This is a genomic window from Deinococcus carri, assembly GCF_039545055.1.
GTDB classification, from domain to species: domain Bacteria; phylum Deinococcota; class Deinococci; order Deinococcales; family Deinococcaceae; genus Deinococcus; species Deinococcus carri.
In genome coordinates this window covers 1-19,194 of the sequence record NZ_BAABRP010000014.1, presented here as the reverse complement: position 1 = coordinate 19,194, position 19,194 = coordinate 1, and the positions used below count along the sequence as shown (strand labels likewise).

The following is a 19,194-nucleotide window of genomic DNA, read 5'->3' as shown; positions in this document are numbered from 1 at the left end:
CGCGGCTCCGGTGGGAACCCCGCTCTCTCCTGTCCCGTACCCTGGGGCATGACCCCCAACCGACCGGCACGCACAGACGTGTCCACGGGCCGCCGCATCGTGTACCACCTGGGGCAGGTGCTGGTGGTGGTGGGCATCCTGCTGTTCCTGAGCGTCTTCCTGACCTTTTTCGGGACGTTCGGTACGCTCTTACAGGCCCCCTTTCCCGGGGGTGACCCCCAGGGCGGGCCGGCGCAGGCGTTCGGTGGCCTCTTTTCCTCGTTCATCCGCGCGCCTATCGGCATCGTGGTCATCTGGATCGGCATGGCGCTGATGGCCGTGGGGCGGCGGGGCGTGGCGGGTAGCGGCCTGACGCTGGACCCGCAGGGCACCCGCACCGACGAGGAACCCTGGAACCGCGCCCAGGGCGGGATGCTGGAGGACACGCTGGACGCCGCGCCCACCCTCAAGAACGCCCTGACGGGCCAGCCCACGGTGGTGAAGGTCCGCTGCCGCGCCTGCGGGGCGCTGAACGACGAGACGGACCGCTACTGCGGCCAGTGCGGGAAGCCGCTGTAGTGCCGTAAGCAGGGGCCGTCCTCCGCCACCTGACGGATGCCCGCGCCCCGCGCCTGCTCTAGCCTGCCGCATGGCCCCCACCTTCATCCGCCCACCCCGCCTCGCTCCTGGCTCCCGTGTGGCCGCCCTCAGCCTCTCCAGCGGCTTCGTGACCGAGGTGATGAACCGTTACCACGTGGGCGTGCGGCAGGTGGCGCAGACGTTCGGGTGGGAGGTGGTGCCCGCCCCCAACGCGCTGCGCGGCCCGGACTACCTGGACGCTCACCCCCAGGCCCGCGCTGACGACCTGCACTGGGCGCTGCAAAACCCCGATATAGATGGCATGGTCAGCATCATCGGCGGGGACGACAGCGTGCGGCTGCTGCCCTTTCTGGACCCCGGCCTGATTCGCGCCCACCCCAAGGCCTTCCTGGGGTACAGCGACTCCACCATCACCCTGATGCAGTTTCTGCGCGCGGGCGTGATGGCCTACCACGGCCCCTCGCTGCTGACCGACCTGGCGGAAAACGGCGGGATTCACCCCTTCGTGGCGCAGGGCATTCGCCGCGCCCTAGTGGACGCTCCCGCCCCCTTCGACCTCGCCCCCGCCCCCGAGTGGACCCAGGCCCGGCAGGACTGGGAGGACGAGGCATTGCAGGAGGTGCTCCGCCCCTTCGAGCCGGGGGACGGCTGGATGTGGCTCCAGGGGGAGCAGGCCGCCGAGGGGCACCTCGTGGGCGGCTGCCTGGAGGTGCTGGACATGCTCAACGGCACGCCCGGCTGGCCCGCACCGGGGCTGTGGGACGGCGCGGTGCTGGCGCTGGAGACGAGTGAGGACGTGCCCCCGCCCGCGCAGGTCGGCTACTGGCTGCGGAACTATGCCGCGCAGGGCATCCTGGGCCGCGCCGCCGGCCTGCTGCTGGCCCGCCCCCGGAGCTACACCCCCGACATGGTAGAGGACCTGTACCGCTGGGTCCGCCGCGTCCTGGCCGAGGCAGGCCGCCCGGACCTGCCGGTGGTGGCGAACGTGGACTTCGGGCACACCAGCCCCCAGCTCACCCTGCCGCTGGGAGGGCGCACCCGCCTCGACCCGGCGGCGGGGCGGGTGACGGTGACGCCCTAGGCGAGGAACCGCTCCCACCCGACTTCCGCACCCTTTCCCGCACCCGCCCGCTATCATGGCCGGGTGCGGCTGCTGCTGCTGTCCGATATCCACGCCAATTATCCCGCCCTGGAGGCGGTGCTCCGTGATGCCGAGGCGCGGCGCTTCGATCAGGTGGTTCACCTGGGGGACGCGCTGGGCTATGGCCCCCATCCCCGCGAGGTGCTGACCGCCCTGCGTGACCTGGACGCCCGCTGCCTGCTGGGCAACCACGAACAGATGCTGCTGGAGTATGCGGGCGGCCGGCGCGAGAAGCAGGGGAGCGTGGTGTCGGCGGCGCTGCTGTGGCAACTGGGCCGCCTGTCGGGAAGCGACCTGGCCTGGGTCCGGTCCTGGCGCGACGGCGTGGACGACCCCGACGTGGGCGCACGCTATCGCCACGGCACCCCGGTCAGTCTGGACGCCTACACCGACTCCGTGACCGCCGCCCGCGAGGCCTTCGCGCAGTGGCAGGGGCGGCTGGCGTTCGTGGGACATACGCACGTGCCCGCCGTCTACGCCACCCTCAATGCCCCGGTGGGTGAGTGGATCAAGGCCCAGACCTTTGCCGAGGGCGGCAGTTACCTGGTGCCCCCCTCCGCCCGCGTGATCCTGAACCCCGGCAGCGTCGGCCAGCCGCGCGACGGCAACCCCCATGCCAGCTACGCCATCTTCGATACCGGGCGCGGGCACTTCGAGGTCTTCCGCGTGCCCTACGACGTGGCCCGCACCCAGGAAGCCGCCCTGGCCGCGGGCCTGCCCCCGGTGCTGGCGGCACGGCTGGCGATTGGAAAGTGAGCGGGACGGACGTGCAGAGGCTGCGGCGACGGGGATGCGGGAGGCAGGACGCGGTGCGCGGTGAGGGAAGGTGCCCCACCGCGTCCCGCGTCCCGCGCACCGCGCACCCATGACCACCTCCGCCGCCCTCCTGCACGGCCCGCTGCTCGAACAGACGGGCGTCTTTCGCGGGAATGCCCTGCTGCTGACCGGCCCGGCGCGGGTGGGCAAGCGGGACGTGGCGCTGGCGATCGCGGCGCAGCACAACTGCACCGGCACGCGCGGCATGTACGGCGAGGCGTGCGGTGTGTGCCCCTCCTGCCGGGCCTTCGCGGCGGGAGCACATCCCGACCTGCTGCTGGTGGAGCCGCGCGCCACGACCACGACCGGCAAGGCGGCGCGGCGCAAGATCATCCCCATCGGCGCGATTCTGGCCGGGCGCGACAAGGGCCGCGAGTACGAGACGCACGTCTTCGAGTTCCTGGAGGTCCGGCCCACCTTCCGCCGCCGGGTGGTGATCGTGGACGGCGCGGAACACCTGGGGCAGGAAGCCGCCAACGCGCTGCTCAAACTCGTCGAGGAACCGCCGCACGGGGCGCTGTTCGTCTTCCTGGCCGAGGACCTCCGCTCGGTGCTTCCCACCATTCAGAGCCGCAGCGCCCGCCTGAGCGTGACCCCGGCCCCCGACCGCGCCATCGAGCGCCGCCTGACCCTGGAGGGCGAGTCCCCCGACGCCGAACTGGTCGCCTTTGCCGCCGGGCGCGCGGGTGTGCTGACTGAGCGGGAAGCGGTGCGGGCCGCCCTCGCCGACGCCGCCGAGTTCACGGACGCGCTGGAACGGGGCCTGCTGAGCGCGCTGGAGGCCGCCGAGCGCCTGGAAAAACGCTGGAACGCGGCCTGGCACCCGGAAGCCCTGCGCTTCACCTGGCGGGGCCGTTCCCCCCACGAGCGCGCCCGCGCCGACACCGCCCTGGACGCCCTGCAAGGGGCGCTGGAAGCCTATGCCAGCCCCAGCCTGAGCTTTCAGGTGTTCGCGTTGCGGCTGCGGGAGGCGTTCGGGGAGGGGTGAGCCCCTCGCCGCTGCCTCCAAGAGCCGCTGCTCCCAGGAAAAGGGGCCGCCTGACCCTGGCCGGGTGGCGGATGCGCGCCGCCGCCACCCATGCCACAGTGCGGGGATGCCGTTCCAGAAGTTCCTCCCCGACCCCCGCCTGCGCCCGCTGGTGCGGGTGTACTGGCAGATGGAGGAAGTTCATCACGCGGGTCAGGAGGAGCACCGCTTTCTGCCGGAACGCTCGGTGCGGCTCACGTTCCTGGCGGGGTCGTCCTGGCGCGGGGCGGTGGATGGCGGCGACCTGGAGCCTCTGCCGCAGGCGGCGCTGGGCGGCCTGACGCTGCAACCACAGCGGGTCGTCTCGGTGGGCCTGACGCGGGTGCTGGGCGCAGAGCTGTACCCGTGGGGCGCGCGGCAACTGCTGGGCTGGCACGCAGGAGTGGCCGACCTCGACCTGGCCGAGCAGTACGGGGCCGACGTGCGGGCCATCTGCGCCCTGCTGCACCTGGAGCGCTGGGAGGAAGCGCGGCAGACCCTGGAAGCCTGGCTGCTGCGCCTGTGGGCCGAACGCGCCGTGGAAACCGGCAAGGGCGTGCGGGCGGGCGCGCAACTCTACATCTCGCTGGGGAGCGCACGCCTCGGCACGCTGGCCGAGGAGCTGAACATCAGCCCCCGGCAACTGGAACGGCAGTTTGTGCGGGAGGTCGGCGTGAACGCCAAGACGCTGGCCCGCCTGATCCGCTTCGAGGAAGTCCACAACCGCCTGCTGCTGGACCCGTCCCTGCCCCTGGCCCCGTTGGCCCACGACCTGGGCTTTTCCGACCAAGCCCACCTGACGCGCGAGTTCCGGGCGCTGAGCCAGATGACGCCGCGCACCTTTGCCCAGTGGGCCGAGAAACGCTGGCGGCCCGTCTGGGAAAGGGAACTGGAGGGCGCGCCGGTTGGGGTGCCGGGGCTTGAGCTGATGCAGGACCGGGCGGACTGATACGGATTCCGATTGAAGGGTGTTGAAAACACCCGGAAATCCGACCAGAGGGAGAAGGAACAAGGGCGGATTTCGGAAGATGGATGAACAGGCGGTGCCCTCCCGACTGTTCAGGAATTGGACGGAATCCGTATGAGGCGAGCTTTTATCTCAACCGGAGGCGAGGGCTTCCTTGGCCCGGAGTGAGGGACCTGGTGGGTCACACGCCCCCTCACCCGTTGCTTCGCAACGCCCTCTCTGCTGCGCAGCTCTACGAGTCCCGTAGGGGGAGAGGGTCAAAAGAGCGAAAACGTCAAGGCATCAGCGAATCGACTCTTCTCTGCCAGAGGCGTCCTGAACCCAGTCAAGACAAAAGCCTGGGCCTGAGGGGGGAGGTTCTCGCCCTTTCCGGCCACCGGGTGCGGTGTCGTGTTTTTTCAAGACCCGGCCCTGGCCCGCCTCTTACCCTGGGCGACATGACTGGGCCTGTTCACAAAAGACCGCTTCTCTTTCTGCTCGCCACCACCTTCCTGTTCTCCGTCGGCATATCACTGGTGTTTCCGGTGCTGCCCTTTATCGTCATGGAGTACGTGCCACAGGCTGCGCAGCAGGCCGCCGTGATCGGCTGGCTGGCGGCCTCGTTCGCGCTGCTGACGTTCTTCTCCGCGCCGGTGCTGGGTGCGCTCAGCGACGCCTACGGGCGGCGTCCGGTGCTGATGCTGAGCCTGCTGGGGTCGGCGGTCGGCTACCTGCTGTTCGGCATCGGCGGCAGCCTGTGGATGCTGTTCCTGGGGCGCGGCATCGACGGCCTCACGGCGGGCGGCATCAGCGCCCTGTTCGGCTACGTGGCCGACACCACGCCCGAGGAGGAACGCGGCAAGACCTTCGGGCAGATCGGGGCGGTGTTCGGGGCCGGGTTCATCGTGGGACCGGCCATCGGTGGGCTGCTGTCGCATTTCAGCCTGAGCGCGCCGATGTTCGCGGCCGCGGCCGTGTGCGTGCTGAACCTGCTGTGGGGCTATTTCATCCTGCCGGAAAGCCTCGCGCCCGAGCGGCGCAGCAGGCAGTTCGACGCCGCCCACCTCAACCCCCTCACGCAGCTGCGCGGGGCACTGGCCTTCCCGCTGGTTCGCCGCCTGGTCACGGTCAGCGTGCTGTTCACCCTGCCCTTCTCGCTGATGCAGATTGCCCTGTCGCTGCTGGCCCGCGACACGCTGGGCTGGGGACCGGGGCAGGTCAGTACGGCTTTTATCGTGGTGGGCGTGTGCGACATCATCGGGCAGGGCTTCTTGCTGCCGCACCTGCTGCGCTGGCTGGGCGAGAAGCGCGTGGCGACCGTGGCCCTGGGCATGGGCGTGCTGGGGATGACCTGCATGGCGCTGCTGCCGCTTCTGCCCTCTGCCGCGCTGCTGTACGGCAGCGTGCTGCTGTTCGCGCTGGGCGAGGGGATTTTCAATGCCACGCTGGGCGCGATGATCTCGGTCGCCACCCCCGCCGACGCCCAGGGCCGCGTGCAGGGCGGGGCGCAGGCGTTCGGGTCGCTGGCGCAGGTCGTGGGGCCGCTCGGCGGCGGGCAACTGTACTCGCGCCTGGGGCCGGGCGCGACCTTCGGCATGGGCGCGGTGCTGGTGGCGCTGGCCCTGGCGCTCCTGACCGGAAGCCGGGTGCAGGCTGTCCAGGCGCAGGAAGCGGTGGGCTGACCCACCACCCCTGCGCCCCTGCCCCGCCGCTCCGCTCTAGACTCACCCCATGACCAAGGCGCGAGAACATGGCCCCGCCCGCGTATGGACCCTGCCCACCGGGGCGATTCAGGAAAACGCGGTGCTGGTGGCCGGACAGGATGGCGAGGGCTTTCTGATCGACCCCGGCGACGACGCGGAGGCGCTGCTGGCCCTGGTGCGCGGCTCGGGCGTCACGGTGCGCGGCATCCTGCTCACGCACGCGCACTTCGACCATATCGGGGCAGTGCAGCCCCTGCGGGAGGCGCTGGGCGTGCCGGTGTACCTTCACCCCGCCGACCGGCCCATCTACGAGCGCGGCGCGGAGTCGGCGGCCCGCTGGAACCTGCCCTTTACGCAACCCGCGGCCCCCGACGCCGGGATTGCCCACGGCCAGACCTTCCAGGCGGGCGACCTGACCCTCACCGCCCGCGAACTGCCGGGCCACGCGCCGGGGCATGTGGTGTTCGTGGGTGACGGCTTTGTGGTGGCGGGCGACACGCTCTTTCAGGGCAGCATCGGGCGCACCGACCTGCCAGGCGGCAACCATCCGCAACTGATCGAGGGCATCGGGCGCGAGCTGCTGAGCCTCCCCGACGAGACGGCGGTGTATCCGGGGCACGGCCCGGCCACCACGGTCGGGACCGAGCGGCGCACGAACCTCTTTTTAAGATGACGTGAAGCTTTACCCTGAACCCATGCCACGGATTCCGGCCCCAGCCGTTCTCCTTCGGGAAAGCGCCGAAGGCTCACGCCATTCTGGAATCCGTGTGGGTCGGGCGGGGGTGGTCTGATGCCCGGCACAGGTGGGGGTGCGGGGGCGCTGCTGGAACAGACCCTGACCGACCTGAGTTACAGCACGAACACCGCCAACGCCCTGATTCACCTCTACCGGGCGGAGGTCGGCAAGATGACCGCCTACCGCCAGCGGCTGGATATGACCACCAACTGGTCGGTGGTGACGACGGCGGGTCTGGCTTCCTTCGCGCTGGGCGACCCCAACAACAGCCACGCCACCTTCCTGTTCGCCATGTTCATGAACTATTTCTTCCTGCGCCTCGAAGCGCGGCGCTTCCGCACCTACGAGATTGCCCACCACCGCGTCCGCATCATGGAGCGCTTCTTCTTTCCCGCGATGCTGGGCGACCGGGTGGAACCGGGCTGGCACCAGCTCCTACTGGCCGAACTCGCCAAGCCCCGCAGCCCCATGAGCCGCGCCGACGCGCTGGGCTGGCGGCTGAACCGCAACTACCTCTGGATCTACGCGGCCGTGTTGTTCGCCTGGTTCGCCAAGCTGGATCTGGAACAGCCCAAGGGCTGGGTGTTGGAGTTCCCCGCTGCCCTCTCGCTGGCCGACATCGGCAACTTTCCCGGCTGGCTGGTCTTTCTGGGCGTGTTCGTGTTCTACGGCTACCTGATCACGCTGGCGATCCGGGCGGCGCGGACCTATCCGCTGGAAGAGGGGTAAGGGGGCAGTGGGTTGTGGTCAGTGGTGAGTGGGTGAAGGGCCTCTCCCAACAGGCCTTCCCGCCCTGAATGACATGGCCTCCGGGTCCACTGACCACTCACCACTGACCACTCACAGCCTGCCGTACCTGTCCTTCCCGCCACACCTGCACTCCCGCCAGCAGCGCCGCCTGAGCGGGCAGGCTCCACAGGTAGAGGCGGGGACGGCGCAGCAGCAGGCAGACCCCCAGCGCGAGCAGTTGCGTGCTGAGGCCCAGGTTCACGGCAATCCGGTTGATGGCGCGGGGCGTGTAGGCGCGGCGGTCGGCGGGGGTGGGGACGGCTCCCGCTGCGGCCCGCAGCCTGCGCTCGAACAGTGCCCCCAGCAGCCGTTCCTGCGGCGTGAAGTACAGGGCGTAGAAGAGTTTCAGGGCGGCCAGCACCTGCGGGTGGTCCGCGGCCTGGATGGGCGGCTCGCGGAACACTGCGCCCCGCGCGGCGCGGTGGTCGCGCTCCCAGAGGTAGTCCACGCTCAGAATCAGGCTTTGCAGCAGTGTGAGGGGCAGGCCCCAGCGCCCGGCCAGACCGACCAGCACGGCGGCATTGACCACCACGTCCATCTCGGAATCCAGGTAGCGGCCTGTCTCGGTGGTCTGACCGGTGGCGCGGGCGAGTTGGCCGTCCAGGTTGTCCAGCAGCGTCTTAGCCTGGAGGAGCGCGGCGGGCGTGAGGCGGTGGCCCCGGCGCAGCAGCACCCCGGCCAGCACACCCAGCGCCGTGTGGGTCAGCACGACCGCCAGCGGGTTCACGTTCCGGCGCGCCAGCGGGGGCAGGAGCCGCTCGGCCAGGGGCCGGAAGAGGCTCTCGGCGGCGCACTCGCGGGCGGGGCGGGCCTTGGCGTGGCTCATGCGCGGGCGTCACCCCTCCCGTTCCGGCGTATTAGCGCCTGCCACCACTGCCGCGCGGCGGTCCCTTGCGGACGCCGGCGTAGCGGTTGCGCTCCTTGCGGCGTTCGGCGCTGCTGGTCACGGCCTTGCCGGTGCCTCTGGCCCCGCCCCGCTGCTGCGCCGTCCTGTTCTGTGCCAGCCGCCGCGGCACGAAGGTATCGACCGTCAGAAAACGCGCCAGCGGCACATACAGCACCAGCACGAACAGCAGCGTGCCCCACCAGGTGTCCAGGTACTTCCCCAGCCCCGCCGCCCGCAGCACCGCCGAGAGCAGCGACGCCAGCAGCGCGAAAATCAGCACCCGCACGAACAGCTTCAGCAGCTTGCGGGGCGTGAAACCGGGGTCCGGGTCGGGCGTGGTCAGCCAGCGCCAGGGGTTCAAGAGGCCTCCCCGGCCTCATCTGCGGTGTCTGGGGCGGTGCGGGCCGCAGCCCCCAGCGTCACCCGGTCGCGGAAGGCGGCCAGCTCGGGCCACTCGGTCTGCCCGGCGTCCACGTCAATGACCAGGGCGGGCTTGTGGGTCATGGCCGCCAGCCGGTTCAGCGCGGCCCGGTGCGCCCCGTCCCGCGCGGGCGAGGCCAGCAGGACGCCCCGCACGGCGCTCTTGCCCTCCAGCAGCTTCAGCGCGCCGAACAGCTCCTTTTCACCCGCTGGAGCGCGGGCCGCGTTTTCCAGCCGCTCGCCGCGCTCCGCGACCTGGGCGGCGGGCAGGTCCGGCAGGTAGACGCCGTGCAGCCCCAGCGCGTCCAGGGCCTCCCGCAGCCCCCCGCTCAGGTCCGGGTCGGCCAGCAGGGCACGGGGGCCAATCACGGCGACCGTCACGCGTGACCCCATGTTCAGGCGCGGCATCTCGGCCCGCTTCTCCGCCGCCAGCGGCTTGACGCGCTCCAGCGCCAGCCGCACCCGGCCCGGATTGCGGGTGAGGCGCTGGCCCAGCTCGGTCGCCGCCGCGACCATCTCCGGCCCGCCGTCGGGCAGGGCGAGAAGCTGGGGCAGGCCGCTGATGCGCCGCGGCAGCAGGTCCGTCAGCGCCTCGCCCCAGGCGTCACTCGCCACCGCCGGGGTCTGGGGCAGCAGCACCAGGTCCACCCGCCCGAGTTCCAGCACCCGCCCCAGCGCGAGCTGCACCTGCACCGGCTCGTCCGGCAGGCTGTCGCGGCCCAGCGCCAGCGCCCCCGCGGCGGGCAGGGTCGGCACCGCGACCTCCACCCCGAGTTCTTTCAGGAAAGCGGCCCAGTACCGCCCGTACCGCGCCCCCAGCGTATCCAGCAGTCCGACCTTCACGGGGGCAGTCTACAGGGAGCGGCAGAGAATAAAGTCTTTCCATGTTCCCAGATTTCAGGTTGGAGAGGGTCGAACTCTCGGGAGCCACCTTGCGCGTCCGCCACGGCGGTTCCGGCCCGCCGGTCCTGCTGCTGCACGGGCACCCGCGCACGCACACGACCTGGCACCGGGTGGCCCCCCTGCTGGCCGGACAGCATACGGTCGTCTGCCCGGACCTGCGCGGCTTCGGGCAATCCTCGCAGCCGCACGACACGCCGGACCACGCCGGTTCCTCCAAGCGGGCCAAGGCACGCGACTGTGTGGAGCTGATGACTCATCTGGGATTTGACCAGTTCGCCATCGTGGGCCATGACCGGGGGGCCTACACGGCGTTCCGGGCCGCGCTGGACCACCCCGGAGTCATCACGAAGCTCGCGGTGCTGGACGCCGTGCCCATCGCGGAAGCCCTCCAGAGATGCGACGCGCGCTTTGCCGCGGCCTGGTGGCACTGGTTCTTCTTCGGGCAGCCCGAGAAGCCCGAGCGGGCGATTCTGGCCGACCCCGACGCCTGGTATGGGAACATGCCCGGCAAGGCCGCGCAGATGGGCGCGGAGAACTACGCCGACTACCGCGCCGCCATCCACGACCCCGCCGTGGTTCACGGCATGGTGGAGGACTACCGCGCGGGCCTGGGCATCGACCGCGAACATGACGAGGCCGACCAGCGGGCCGGGCGGCAGGTGCGTTGCCCCACCCTGGTGCTGTGGTCCCTGGAGGACGACCTGGAAGACCTGTACGGCGACGTGCTGGCGGTCTGGAAGCCCTGGGCGGCGGACCTGTGCGGCCACGGCATCGACTCCGGGCACCACATGGCCGAGGAAGCGCCCGACGAACTCGCGGCGGCCCTCCTCGCCTTCCTGCACGGTGGTTGAGCGGCCCGCTTTCTCCCGTATCCTGCCCCGCATGACCGCCGACCGCCTGACCCTGCCCGAATCCCTGCGCCGCGTGTTGCCCGCCGCCCGCTGGGAGGCCGTGACGGAGGGGTGCAGCGGCGCGGGTGTGTGGCGCTCCCAGAAATACGTGGTCAAGGTGCAGGAACGCGGCGGCCTGCCCGTCAGCACGCTGCTCCAGGAGCGCGAGCGCCTGCGCTGGCTGTGGGGCCGCGTGCCGGTGCCCGCCGTGGTGGGCTTCGAGACGACCCCCACCCACGAGTACCTCGCCATGACCCGCCTGCCCGGCATCCCCATGAGCGACCCCGACGCCCTGCTGCACCCCGAGCGCGTCACCGACCTGCTGGCCCGCTCTCTGCGCGAACTCCACGCCCTGCCCGCCCGCGAGTGCCCCTTCAACATGTCCCTGCCCGTCACCCTGCGCCTGGCCCGCGAACAGGTGCAGGCCGGGCTGGTGGACGAAACCGACTTCGACGAGGAGCGGCAGGGGAGAAGTGCGGCCGACCTCTTCAACGAACTCGTCCGCACCCGGCCCGAGAAGGAAGACATCGTGGTCACGCACGGCGACCCCTGCCTGCCGAACCTCATCCTGAACGGCAAGTACGTGGAGGGCTTCGTGGACGTGGGCCGCGCGGGGCTGGCCGACCGCCACGCGGACCTCGCGCTGGCCCACCGCAGCCTGACGCACAACCTGGGGCCGGACCACGCCGAGCGCTTCCTCGACCTCTACGGGCGCGCGCTGGTGGACGAGGGCAAGCTGGCGTATTACCGCCTGCTGGACGAACTGTTCTGAACGGTTACTCCGCCTGCTGACGGGTCAACAGGCCGCGCAGGTACCGCAGGGGCTGAAACCCGCCCACCGCGTGGTCGGCCCGCCAGAGGCGCTCGCGGGCACCTTCCGTGTGCAGGTCCTCCAGGTGGAACGCTGCTCCGTCGTGGCGGGCGTCGTACTCGTACCGCATGGACTTCACCTTCCTCGTGGGCTTCCGGGGAAGCCGGGCCTTTTCGGCGGCGAATGGCGGACGGGAGGCCACCTTCGGACACCCTGACCGTACGCGCCTCCAGTGGGCCAGCGCATCCCGAAGATGGCCCAGGCTGCCTCCGCCAACTGGCGGAGAGGCCATGCTCTACTTGCCCCGTGCGCGCCCTTTCCCTGCTCGTGACCCGTCGCCCGTGGCTGGTGCTGCTGCTGTGGGGGCTGCTCGCGCTGCTCAGCGCCTACCCGGCCTCGCTGGCCCCCCGCCACCTCAGCGCCAACCCCGGCGAACTCAGGAACGCCGAGAGCAGCCGCGTCACGGCCCTGCTGCGGGAGCGCTTCGGGGAAAAGGACACGAACACGGCGCTGCTGGTCACGCGCTCGGTGCCGCCGCTGACCACCCCGCGGGGCCGCGCCGCCTACGACCGCTTCGTGGCCGGGCTGGAGGAGGTGCCGGGCGTGACGCGCGTGCTGCGGGCCGGGGCACAGGGGGCCGTGCCCACCGTCAGCCCGGACGGCAAGCTGGCCCTGACCGTCGCGCAGATTCCGCTGCGGGAAGGCGCGACCCAGACCCTCGCCCGCGTGCGCGCTTACGCCGCCGCTGCCGAATCCCCGGCGCTGGACGTGCGCGTGACCGGCGGGCAGGCCATCGCCGACGACTTCACCGCCTTCGCGGAGGGCGATACCAAGCGCAGCGAGTTCGCCGCGCTGCCCCTCACGGCGCTGGTGCTGCTGGGTGTGTTCGGGGCGCTGGTCGCCACCGGGCTGCCGCTGCTGGTGGGCGTGCTGAGCATCACCGTGGCAATGGCGGGGCTGTATGGCCTGACCCACCTGACCGAGGTGTCCACCTTCGCCCAGAGCGTGATTACGATGCTGGGCCTGGGTGCGGGCATCGACTATGCCCTGCTGATGGTCAACCGTTTCCGCGAGGAACTGGCCCGCGGGGGCGATGCGCGGGCGGCGGCGGCCCGCACGGTCCTGACCGCGGGCCGCAGCGTGCTGTTCAGCGGCCTGACCGTGGCGATTGCGATGGCCGCGCTGATTCTGCCGCCCATCGCCTTCGTGCGCTCGATGGGGCTGGGCGGCGTGCTGGTCGTCCTGCTGACGGTCCTCACCAGCGTGACGGCGCTGCCCGCGCTGCTGGCCCTGCTGGGCGAACGGGTGAACAGCCCGCGCCTGCTGCGCCTGACCTGGAGCCAGAGCGGGGCGGCGTCGGGGGCCTGGACCGCCTTCGCCCGCCGCGTGACCGCCCGGCCCTGGCTGGCCGTGGTCCTCAGCACCCTCTTTCTGCTGCTGCTCGCGCTGCCCGCCCGCGACATGCGGACCGGCTACGCGGGGGCCTGGGGCCTCACGCCCGGCGTGGAGAGCCGCGACGCCCTGGCCGACGTGCGCGACCTCGGCGCGGGCGGCCTGCTCAGCCAGTTCGAGGTGATTCTCGACCTGGGAGGGGAGAGGTACGGCCCGGCGGACCGCGCCCGCTTCCGGCAGGTGGTGGCCGACCTGCGCGCCCTGCCCGGCGTCCAGACCGTCGTCAGCCCCTTTCTCACGCCTGCCGACCTCGTCGGAAACGCGGGGGGCGGGGGAACAGACGCGCTGGGGGCAGTCAGCCTGCTCACCCGCCGTTCCTTCAGCGCCGACCGCCAGCTCCTGCGCGTGACCGTCGTACCCGACCGTTACCTGCGCGCCGACCAGATTGAACCCTTCGAGACGCGGCTGCGGCAGACACTTTCCGCCAGCGGCTTCCGCTTCCTGCTGGGGGGTGCCCCCATCGGTGAGCGCGAGTTCAGCCACGCCATCACGGACGCGCTGCCTGCCGCCGTCCTGACCGTCTTTGCCGCGACCTTCCTGCTGCTGATGGTGGCCTTCCGCAGCCTGCTGGTGCCGCTCAAGAGCATCCTGATGAACACGCTGACGGTCGGCGCGGCCTACGGCGTGGTCACGCTGGTGGTGCAGAAAGGCTTCCTGGCCGGGCCGCTGGGCATTCCGGGCGACGTGGGCGTGCTCGATTCCAGCCTGCCGCTGCTGCTGTTCGCCGTGCTGTTCGGTCTCAGCATGGACTACGAGATTTTCCTGCTGTCGCGTGTACAGGAAGAGGTGCTGCGCGGCCACCCCAACGACGAGGCCGTGGTGCTGGCGGTGGGCCGCACGGCCCGCATCATCACCTCGGCGGCGCTGATCATGTTCATCGTCTTCTGCGCCTTTGTGGTCGGGCGCGTCGTCGCCAACAAGAGCATCGGCCTGGGGCTGGCGGTCGCTGTCGCGCTGGACGCCACGCTGGTCCGGCTGGTGCTGGTGCCCGCCTTCCTCAAGCTCGCGGGGCGTTGGAACTGGTGGTTGCCGGGGTGGCTGGACCGGTTGTTGCCACGGGTGCGGGTCGAACACTGAGGGCAGGCCCCGCGCAGAGATCGAAAGATACGCGTAAGAAACCGGGCGTTAACTTGAAAGCAGCTCTACAGCAATCCCAGAAGTCCCCCCGGAGGCGAGATGCTCACCGTGAATCTGCACCTGTGCAATGGCGATGTGGTGGCCCTCAGGATGACGCGCTCTCAGCAGGACCGACTCAGCCGCACGCTCAATCAGGCCCACCTCCCGGCCACACCGTTCGAGGTGAAGGGGGAAGGGGGCCATTTCCTGATTCCCTGGCGCTCCATCGCCTACATCTCCACCCAGCCCCAGGCCGAGGTCGCGTCCGTACCGACCCAGACCGCCGTTTGACGGGCTGACGGAACGGCGGGAGGGTTACCTTTTCTGGGCCTGGCCCGCCCGCTCGACCACCGTTCCCGCCGTATCGATCGGCAGGTCCAGCACCCGCCCCGTCAGGCCGTTCTTGTTCATCACGCCGTGTAGATAGCGGTGCAAGTGCTTAGTGCTTTCGCGTGTGTCGTGAAAGCACAGCACCGTCGGCCCCGCGCCGCTGAGGGCCGCCCCCAGTGCGCCGTGCCGGTGCGCCTCCTCCAGAATGTCGCTGAGGCCGGGCACCAGCGGCGCGCGCCAGATCTGGTGGATGTAGTCCTGCATGGCGTGGCGCAGCAGGTCCAGCCGCCCCTGCGCGAGCGCGGCGGCCAGCAGCGCGGCGTGCGAGAGGGCGTGAACGGCGTCGGCGCGGCTGTATTCCCTGGGCAGCACGGCACGGGCCTTGCTGGTGCTGAGTTCGAAGTCGGGAATCAGCACCGTCACGCCCAGGTGGGTAGGCGGGTCCAGCCGGACATAATGCGTGCCCAGCTTGTCCAGCGTGGCGACCACGATGCCCCCGAACAGCGCCGGGGCGACGTTGTCGGGGTGGCCCTCCTCGCGGGCGGCCACGTCCAGCAGCGTCTCGTCGCTCAGCGGCCTTCCCAGCAGCTCATTGCCCGCCACGATGCCCGCGACCAGCGCAGCGGCACTCGACCCCAGGCCGCGTGCCAGCGGCACCTCCGTCTCTATCTCCACGCGGGCCGGGGGGAGGGGCTGCCCGGCCCGCTTCGCCGCCAGCTCCATCGCCCGGTACACGTAGTTGCTCTCGTCGGCGGGCGTGCCTTCCAGTTCCGGCCCCAGCGGCACCACCTCCGTCACCGCCTGCTTCGTGACCCGCAGCGTGGTAAAGAGCGGCACACTCAGCCCCAGGCTGTCGAACCCCGGCCCCAGATTCGCGCTGGAGGCGGGCGCACGGACGGTAAAGGTCATGGGTACGCTCCCGGCGCGCAGACGACAGCGGGCAGAGAGCAGAGGCCGCCCCGCTTTCCCCGCGCACCGCGCACCGCGCCCTGCCTCCCCCTCAAAGAATGCTCTCCAGCACCCGCTCCATGCTGGCCTCCACCGCCTGCGGCGCTTCCACCGCGCGTAGGGCCGCGTCGGGGTCCTTCAGGCCGTTGCCGGTCAGGACCGCCACGACCGTCTGCCCCGGCGCGAGTCGCCCGGCGGCGTGCAGCTTCAGCAGGCCCGCGACCGGGGTAGCGCTGGCCGGTTCGCAGAAGACGCCCTCCCGCGCCACCAGGTTGTAGGCGTGCATGATTTCCTCGTCGGAAACCATGTCGAACAGGCCGCCGCTCTCGCGCACCGCCGCGCGGGCCAGGTCCGCACTCGCCGGATTGCCGATGCGGATGGCGGTGGCGAGTGTCTGCGGCTCGTCCACGATGGCGTTGCGGACAAAGGGCGCGGCCCCCTCCGCCTGAAAGCCCCACATCTGCGGCAGGGTAGGGCTTTTCCCGGCCTGCTGGTACTCGGTAAAGCCCATCCAGTACGCGCTGATATTCCCGGCATTGCCCACCGGAATGGCGAGGAGGTCGGGGGCGCGGCCCAGCGTGTCCACGATCTCGAAGGCCCCGGTCTTCTGCCCTTGCAGGCGGTAGGGATTGACCGAGTTCACCAGGGCGATGGGATGCTCGGCACTGATCTGCCGCACCAGTTTCAGGGCGGCATCGAAGTTCCCGTTGATCGCCACGATGCGCGCCCCGTAGGCCAGCGCCTGCGCGAGCTTGCCCAGCGCGATGTTCCCGTCGGGAATCAGCACGATGCACTTCAGGCCCGCGCGGGCAGCGTAAGCGGCGGCGGCGGCGCTGGTGTTTCCGGTGCTGGCGCAGATGATGGTGTCCGCCCCGTCCTCGATGGCCTTGGCGACCGCCATCACCATGCCGCGGTCCTTGAAACTCCCGGTGGGGTTCAGCCCCTCGTACTTCAGGTACAGGTCCACCCCCAGGCGCGCACTCAGCCCCGGCGCGGGAATCAGGGGCGTGCCCCCCTCATGCAGGGTCAGGGCGGGTGTCCGTTCAGTCACGGGCAGGTACTCGCGGTAACGTTCGATCAGTCCGGGCATGCTCAAAGCTCCTCCGTGGGGTCAGCTCCGCCCATGCTAGCGGCCTCTTTAGGCCCGCGCTTCCGGCAAGTAAGACAGGTCCGGCCACCTAGCCTGGCGTCAGCTTTTGGTCAGAGATGAGGCCGCCTGGGGCGCTTTCTGTACCTCAGCCTTAACGGAGCTTCGCGGGACATCCATCCCACCTTTGGGCAGCCTTGAGAAGGTAATGAGAAACACACTGGGGGGGGGCAGCGGGTTTCATTGTGCAATCACAACGAACAGCAGCTTTGTTCGAAACTCAACGTCCTGGAGGGAAGAAGATGAGTTGGATTATCCTGATTCTGGTTGGTGCCCTGTGCGGTTGGCTCGCAAGCCTCATCATGAAGACCGATGCCCAGCAGGGTGCGGTCGCGAACATCCTGATCGGTATCGTCGGCGCACTGCTCGCACAGTGGATCTTCGGCAACCTGCTCGGCATCGGCGGTGCCTACGCGGCAGGCAACGGCTTCAACTTCTGGAGCATCATCTGGGGCATCGTCGGCAGCGTCATCCTGATTGCCATCCTCAAGGCGCTGCGCGTCCTGCGCTGACACACGGCACTTTCTGAACGGCAGCCGGACTCCTCGGGGTCCGGTTTTTCTTGTGATCTCCATCCTTCCTGTTTCTTCCGGTGTGCTACAGTTGGAAGGCTTGCCTGACCCTGCCCGGCGTGGCACTGGCCTTTTCCCAGGTCACCGCCCCCGGCACAACAACGGGGCTGGCTCCAAGAAGGAGTACGAACATGTCGAAAGTGTGCGAAGTGTGCGGTAAGGGACCGATCGTGGTGAACTCGGTCGTTCGCCGTGGTAAGGCCCGCCGTGAGGGCGGCGTCGGTCGCAAGACCACCGGTATCACCAAGCGGGTCCAGAAGCCCAACCTCCAGCCCCTCACCGTCAACCGGGGCGGCGTCTCCGTGCGGATGCGCGTCTGCACCAAGTGCCGCAAGAGCCTGGTCTGAGTCCAGCCCCTTCCCCGCAAGAAGCGAGCGCGCCCCCGTCCTAAATGGATGGGGGCGCTTCCTTTTGGTGCCGGGTGTGCCGGTTCATACGGATTCCGGATAATCCGTTACGGCCCCTCTCCTGCGGAGCTTTGCAAGTCCGCTGCGCTGCGGTGCCTCCACTCCTATCCGTCACTGTTTTTCCTTCTCCCTCCGGTCGGGTTAACCAGCGACTGCATCACTGATTAACCGGAATCCTTTCAGACCTTCGGCTTGCGCTCGCCCATGAAGCTGGCGATCAGGAGCAGCAGCGTTCCCACGACCACCAGCGAGTCCGCCAGGTTGAAAATCGGGAAGTCCCCGGCGTTCAGGGCGCGCGTGATGGCGCTCAGCGGCGGCGCGTGGAGCATGTCTGTGACCCGCCCGAGGCGTAGCCCGTCGATGGTGTTCCCGATGGCCCCGGCGGCAATCATGCTCAGCACCACCGTCAGAAAGCGGCCCTGGGGCCGCACCACCAGATAAACCAGAATCCCCAGCCCCACCAGCAGCCGCCCCAGCGCCAGCGGCACGGCGGACCCCGAAAAGAGGCTCCAGGCCGCCCCGGTATTGAAGGTCAGCACCCAGTCCAGCACGCCCGGCAGAAAGGGAACGGGCGCGGCCCCATAGGTCAGGTTCGCCAGCGCCCACGCCTTGAGCGCCTGATCGGCGGCAACCAGCAGGGCGGCGAGCAGCAGCGGGACCCAGGCGGGAAAGGTTCGCTGGCGATCAAGCAGGGTGGGCACGGGCGCAGTATAGGGCGGTGCTCGGAAAGGTGGCCGAAGCTTTCTGGGCTGAACGGAGTGCCGTCCCAGGGAACCGCCGGGGGAGACACGCCGCACCACGGGCAGGGGCCGCGTCACATTGTCCCCGCGTGCCCCGCCGACAATAGGCCGCATGGCGAACGTGGAATCCTTCGATCTCGACCACACCAAGGTGCAGGCTCCCTATGTGCGGCTGGCTGGCGTCAAGACCACCCCGCGCGGCGACCAGATCAGCAAGTACGATCTGCGTCTGCTGCAACCCAACCAGGCGGCGATTGACCCGGCAGCTATTCATACGCTGGAACACCTGCTGGCCGGGTACCTGCGCGACCACCTCCAGAACGTGGTGGACGTCTCCCCGATGGGCTGCCGCACCGGCATGTATATGGCCGTGATTGGCGAGCCGGACGAACAGGGCGTGCTGCGTGCCTTCGAGGCCGCCCTGCGCGACACCGAGGCCCACGACCGTCCCATTCCCGGCGTCAGCGAGCTGGAATGCGGCAACTACCGCGACCACGATCTGGAGGCCGCCCGCCAGCACGCCCGCGACGCCTTGACCCAGGGTCTCAAGGTGCAGGAAACGATTCTGCTGCAACGCTGAGGCGAATGCTGCGGCCCCACCCGGTCCTGAGTGGCCGGGTTTTTTGTGGCTAGGACAGGTTCTGTGGCCTGTGGCGTTGCGGCTCAAGAGGACGTTGAGGGGCGGGGGTTGACAGAATTCTCCAACGCCTGTATCTTTTCTGAGCCTCGGTTGAGGCGAGCAGCATGACAAGCGAAGCGTGCGAGTGAAGCACATACTGCAAGAAACAATCTCCTCCGTTGGAGGGGTTGCAAGAAGCTTCTGTCCTGCGGGGCAGAAGTGGACAGGTCAAGATAG

Annotated in this window: 22 protein-coding genes; 15 read left to right on the top strand and 7 right to left on the bottom strand. The window is 69.8% G+C overall.

Annotated features, from left to right (window positions below):
• The first annotated feature begins 48 nt into the window (after positions 1–48).
• The 8 genes from ABEA67_RS14670 to ABEA67_RS14635 all read left to right on the top strand — a co-directional run bounded on the left by ABEA67_RS14670 (position 49) and on the right by ABEA67_RS14635 (position 7,656).
• Positions 49–558, top strand: a complete 510-nt coding sequence (locus tag ABEA67_RS14670) for a DUF7577 domain-containing protein (RefSeq protein WP_345466525.1) — start codon at positions 49–51, stop codon at positions 556–558.
• Between the two features lie 70 nt (positions 559–628).
• The gene (locus tag ABEA67_RS14665; RefSeq protein ID WP_345466523.1) at positions 629–1,660 is read left to right on the top strand and encodes a S66 family peptidase; all 1,032 of its coding nucleotides are present in this window, start codon (positions 629–631) and stop codon (positions 1,658–1,660) included.
• A gap of 63 nt (positions 1,661–1,723) precedes the next feature.
• Entirely contained in the window at positions 1,724–2,476 is a 753-nt protein-coding gene (locus tag ABEA67_RS14660; protein ID WP_345466521.1) for a metallophosphoesterase family protein, read from the top strand.
• Between the two features lie 109 nt (positions 2,477–2,585).
• Positions 2,586–3,524 carry a DNA polymerase III gene (locus tag ABEA67_RS14655; protein ID WP_345466519.1) on the top strand — a complete coding sequence of 313 codons (939 nt, stop codon included), beginning with the start codon at positions 2,586–2,588 and terminating at the stop codon, positions 3,522–3,524.
• A gap of 106 nt (positions 3,525–3,630) precedes the next feature.
• Complete coding sequence (locus tag ABEA67_RS14650; protein WP_345466518.1) at positions 3,631–4,491, top strand: AraC family transcriptional regulator; 861 nt, start codon at positions 3,631–3,633, stop codon at positions 4,489–4,491.
• A gap of 455 nt (positions 4,492–4,946) precedes the next feature.
• Positions 4,947–6,170, top strand: a complete 1,224-nt coding sequence (locus ABEA67_RS14645) for an MFS transporter (RefSeq protein ID WP_345466516.1) — start codon at positions 4,947–4,949, stop codon at positions 6,168–6,170.
• Positions 6,171–6,219: 49 nt separating this feature from the next.
• Positions 6,220–6,864 carry an MBL fold metallo-hydrolase gene (locus ABEA67_RS14640; RefSeq protein WP_345466514.1) on the top strand — a complete coding sequence of 215 codons (645 nt, stop codon included), beginning with the start codon at positions 6,220–6,222 and terminating at the stop codon, positions 6,862–6,864.
• 117 nt (positions 6,865–6,981) lie between these two features.
• Positions 6,982–7,656, top strand: a complete 675-nt coding sequence (locus ABEA67_RS14635) for a DUF2270 domain-containing protein (protein ID WP_345466512.1) — start codon at positions 6,982–6,984, stop codon at positions 7,654–7,656.
• Positions 7,657–7,753: 97 nt separating this feature from the next.
• On the opposite strand, the gene ABEA67_RS14630 is transcribed toward ABEA67_RS14635, so the two are convergent.
• Genes ABEA67_RS14630 through ABEA67_RS14620 form a run of 3 tightly spaced genes read right to left on the bottom strand, consistent with a single transcriptional unit; the run spans position 7,754 to position 9,865 of the window.
• Positions 7,754–8,542, bottom strand: coding sequence for a CDP-alcohol phosphatidyltransferase family protein (locus tag ABEA67_RS14630; RefSeq protein WP_345466510.1), 789 nt, complete (start codon positions 8,540–8,542; stop codon positions 7,754–7,756).
• Positions 8,543–8,573: 31 nt separating this feature from the next.
• Positions 8,574–8,963, bottom strand: a complete 390-nt coding sequence (locus ABEA67_RS14625) for a hypothetical protein (protein WP_345466508.1) — start codon at positions 8,961–8,963, stop codon at positions 8,574–8,576.
• Positions 8,960–9,865, bottom strand: a complete 906-nt coding sequence (locus ABEA67_RS14620) for a hypothetical protein (RefSeq protein ID WP_345466506.1) — start codon at positions 9,863–9,865, stop codon at positions 8,960–8,962. Before ABEA67_RS14620 ends, ABEA67_RS14625 begins: the two co-directional genes overlap by 4 nt.
• A gap of 41 nt (positions 9,866–9,906) precedes the next feature.
• Here ABEA67_RS14620 and ABEA67_RS14615 point away from each other — a divergent pair, with 41 nt between their 5' ends.
• Together ABEA67_RS14615 and ABEA67_RS14610 are read left to right on the top strand one after the other, a co-directional pair.
• The gene (locus ABEA67_RS14615) at positions 9,907–10,776 is read left to right on the top strand and encodes an alpha/beta fold hydrolase (RefSeq protein ID WP_345466504.1); all 870 of its coding nucleotides are present in this window, start codon (positions 9,907–9,909) and stop codon (positions 10,774–10,776) included.
• 31 nt (positions 10,777–10,807) lie between these two features.
• Complete coding sequence (locus ABEA67_RS14610; RefSeq protein ID WP_345466502.1) at positions 10,808–11,587, top strand: APH(3') family aminoglycoside O-phosphotransferase; 780 nt, start codon at positions 10,808–10,810, stop codon at positions 11,585–11,587.
• 4 nt (positions 11,588–11,591) lie between these two features.
• Here the strand turns inward: ABEA67_RS14610 and ABEA67_RS14605 are convergent, their stop codons facing one another.
• On the bottom strand, positions 11,592–11,765 hold the full coding sequence (locus ABEA67_RS14605; protein WP_345466499.1) for a hypothetical protein: 174 nt from the start codon (positions 11,763–11,765) through the stop codon (positions 11,592–11,594).
• A 167-nt stretch (positions 11,766–11,932) separates the two neighbouring features.
• Between ABEA67_RS14605 and ABEA67_RS14600 the strand changes: the two genes are divergently transcribed.
• Both ABEA67_RS14600 and ABEA67_RS14595 read left to right on the top strand, forming a co-directional pair.
• Entirely contained in the window at positions 11,933–14,155 is a 2,223-nt protein-coding gene (locus tag ABEA67_RS14600) for an MMPL family transporter (RefSeq protein ID WP_345466497.1), read from the top strand.
• A 99-nt stretch (positions 14,156–14,254) separates the two neighbouring features.
• Entirely contained in the window at positions 14,255–14,485 is a 231-nt protein-coding gene (locus ABEA67_RS14595) for a hypothetical protein (protein WP_345466495.1), read from the top strand.
• Positions 14,486–14,509: 24 nt separating this feature from the next.
• On the opposite strand, the gene thrB is transcribed toward ABEA67_RS14595, so the two are convergent.
• Positions 14,510–15,433, bottom strand: a complete 924-nt coding sequence (gene thrB, locus ABEA67_RS14590; RefSeq protein ID WP_345466493.1) for a homoserine kinase — start codon at positions 15,431–15,433, stop codon at positions 14,510–14,512.
• A gap of 91 nt (positions 15,434–15,524) precedes the next feature.
• A complete protein-coding gene (thrC, locus tag ABEA67_RS14585; protein ID WP_345466491.1) occupies positions 15,525–16,562 on the bottom strand; it encodes a threonine synthase in 1,038 nt (345 codons plus the stop codon).
• 299 nt (positions 16,563–16,861) lie between these two features.
• Between thrC and ABEA67_RS14580 the strand changes: the two genes are divergently transcribed.
• Positions 16,862–17,131 carry a GlsB/YeaQ/YmgE family stress response membrane protein gene (locus ABEA67_RS14580; protein ID WP_345466488.1) on the top strand — a complete coding sequence of 90 codons (270 nt, stop codon included), beginning with the start codon at positions 16,862–16,864 and terminating at the stop codon, positions 17,129–17,131.
• A gap of 191 nt (positions 17,132–17,322) precedes the next feature.
• A complete protein-coding gene (gene rpmB, locus ABEA67_RS14575; RefSeq protein WP_345466485.1) occupies positions 17,323–17,538 on the top strand; it encodes a 50S ribosomal protein L28 in 216 nt (71 codons plus the stop codon).
• 239 nt (positions 17,539–17,777) lie between these two features.
• Here the strand turns inward: rpmB and lspA are convergent, their stop codons facing one another.
• Positions 17,778–18,299, bottom strand: a complete 522-nt coding sequence (gene lspA / locus ABEA67_RS14570) for a signal peptidase II (protein WP_345466482.1) — start codon at positions 18,297–18,299, stop codon at positions 17,778–17,780.
• 151 nt (positions 18,300–18,450) lie between these two features.
• Between lspA and ABEA67_RS14565 the strand changes: the two genes are divergently transcribed.
• Entirely contained in the window at positions 18,451–18,918 is a 468-nt protein-coding gene (locus ABEA67_RS14565; protein WP_345466479.1) for an S-ribosylhomocysteine lyase, read from the top strand.
• Positions 18,919–19,194 lie beyond the last annotated feature (276 nt).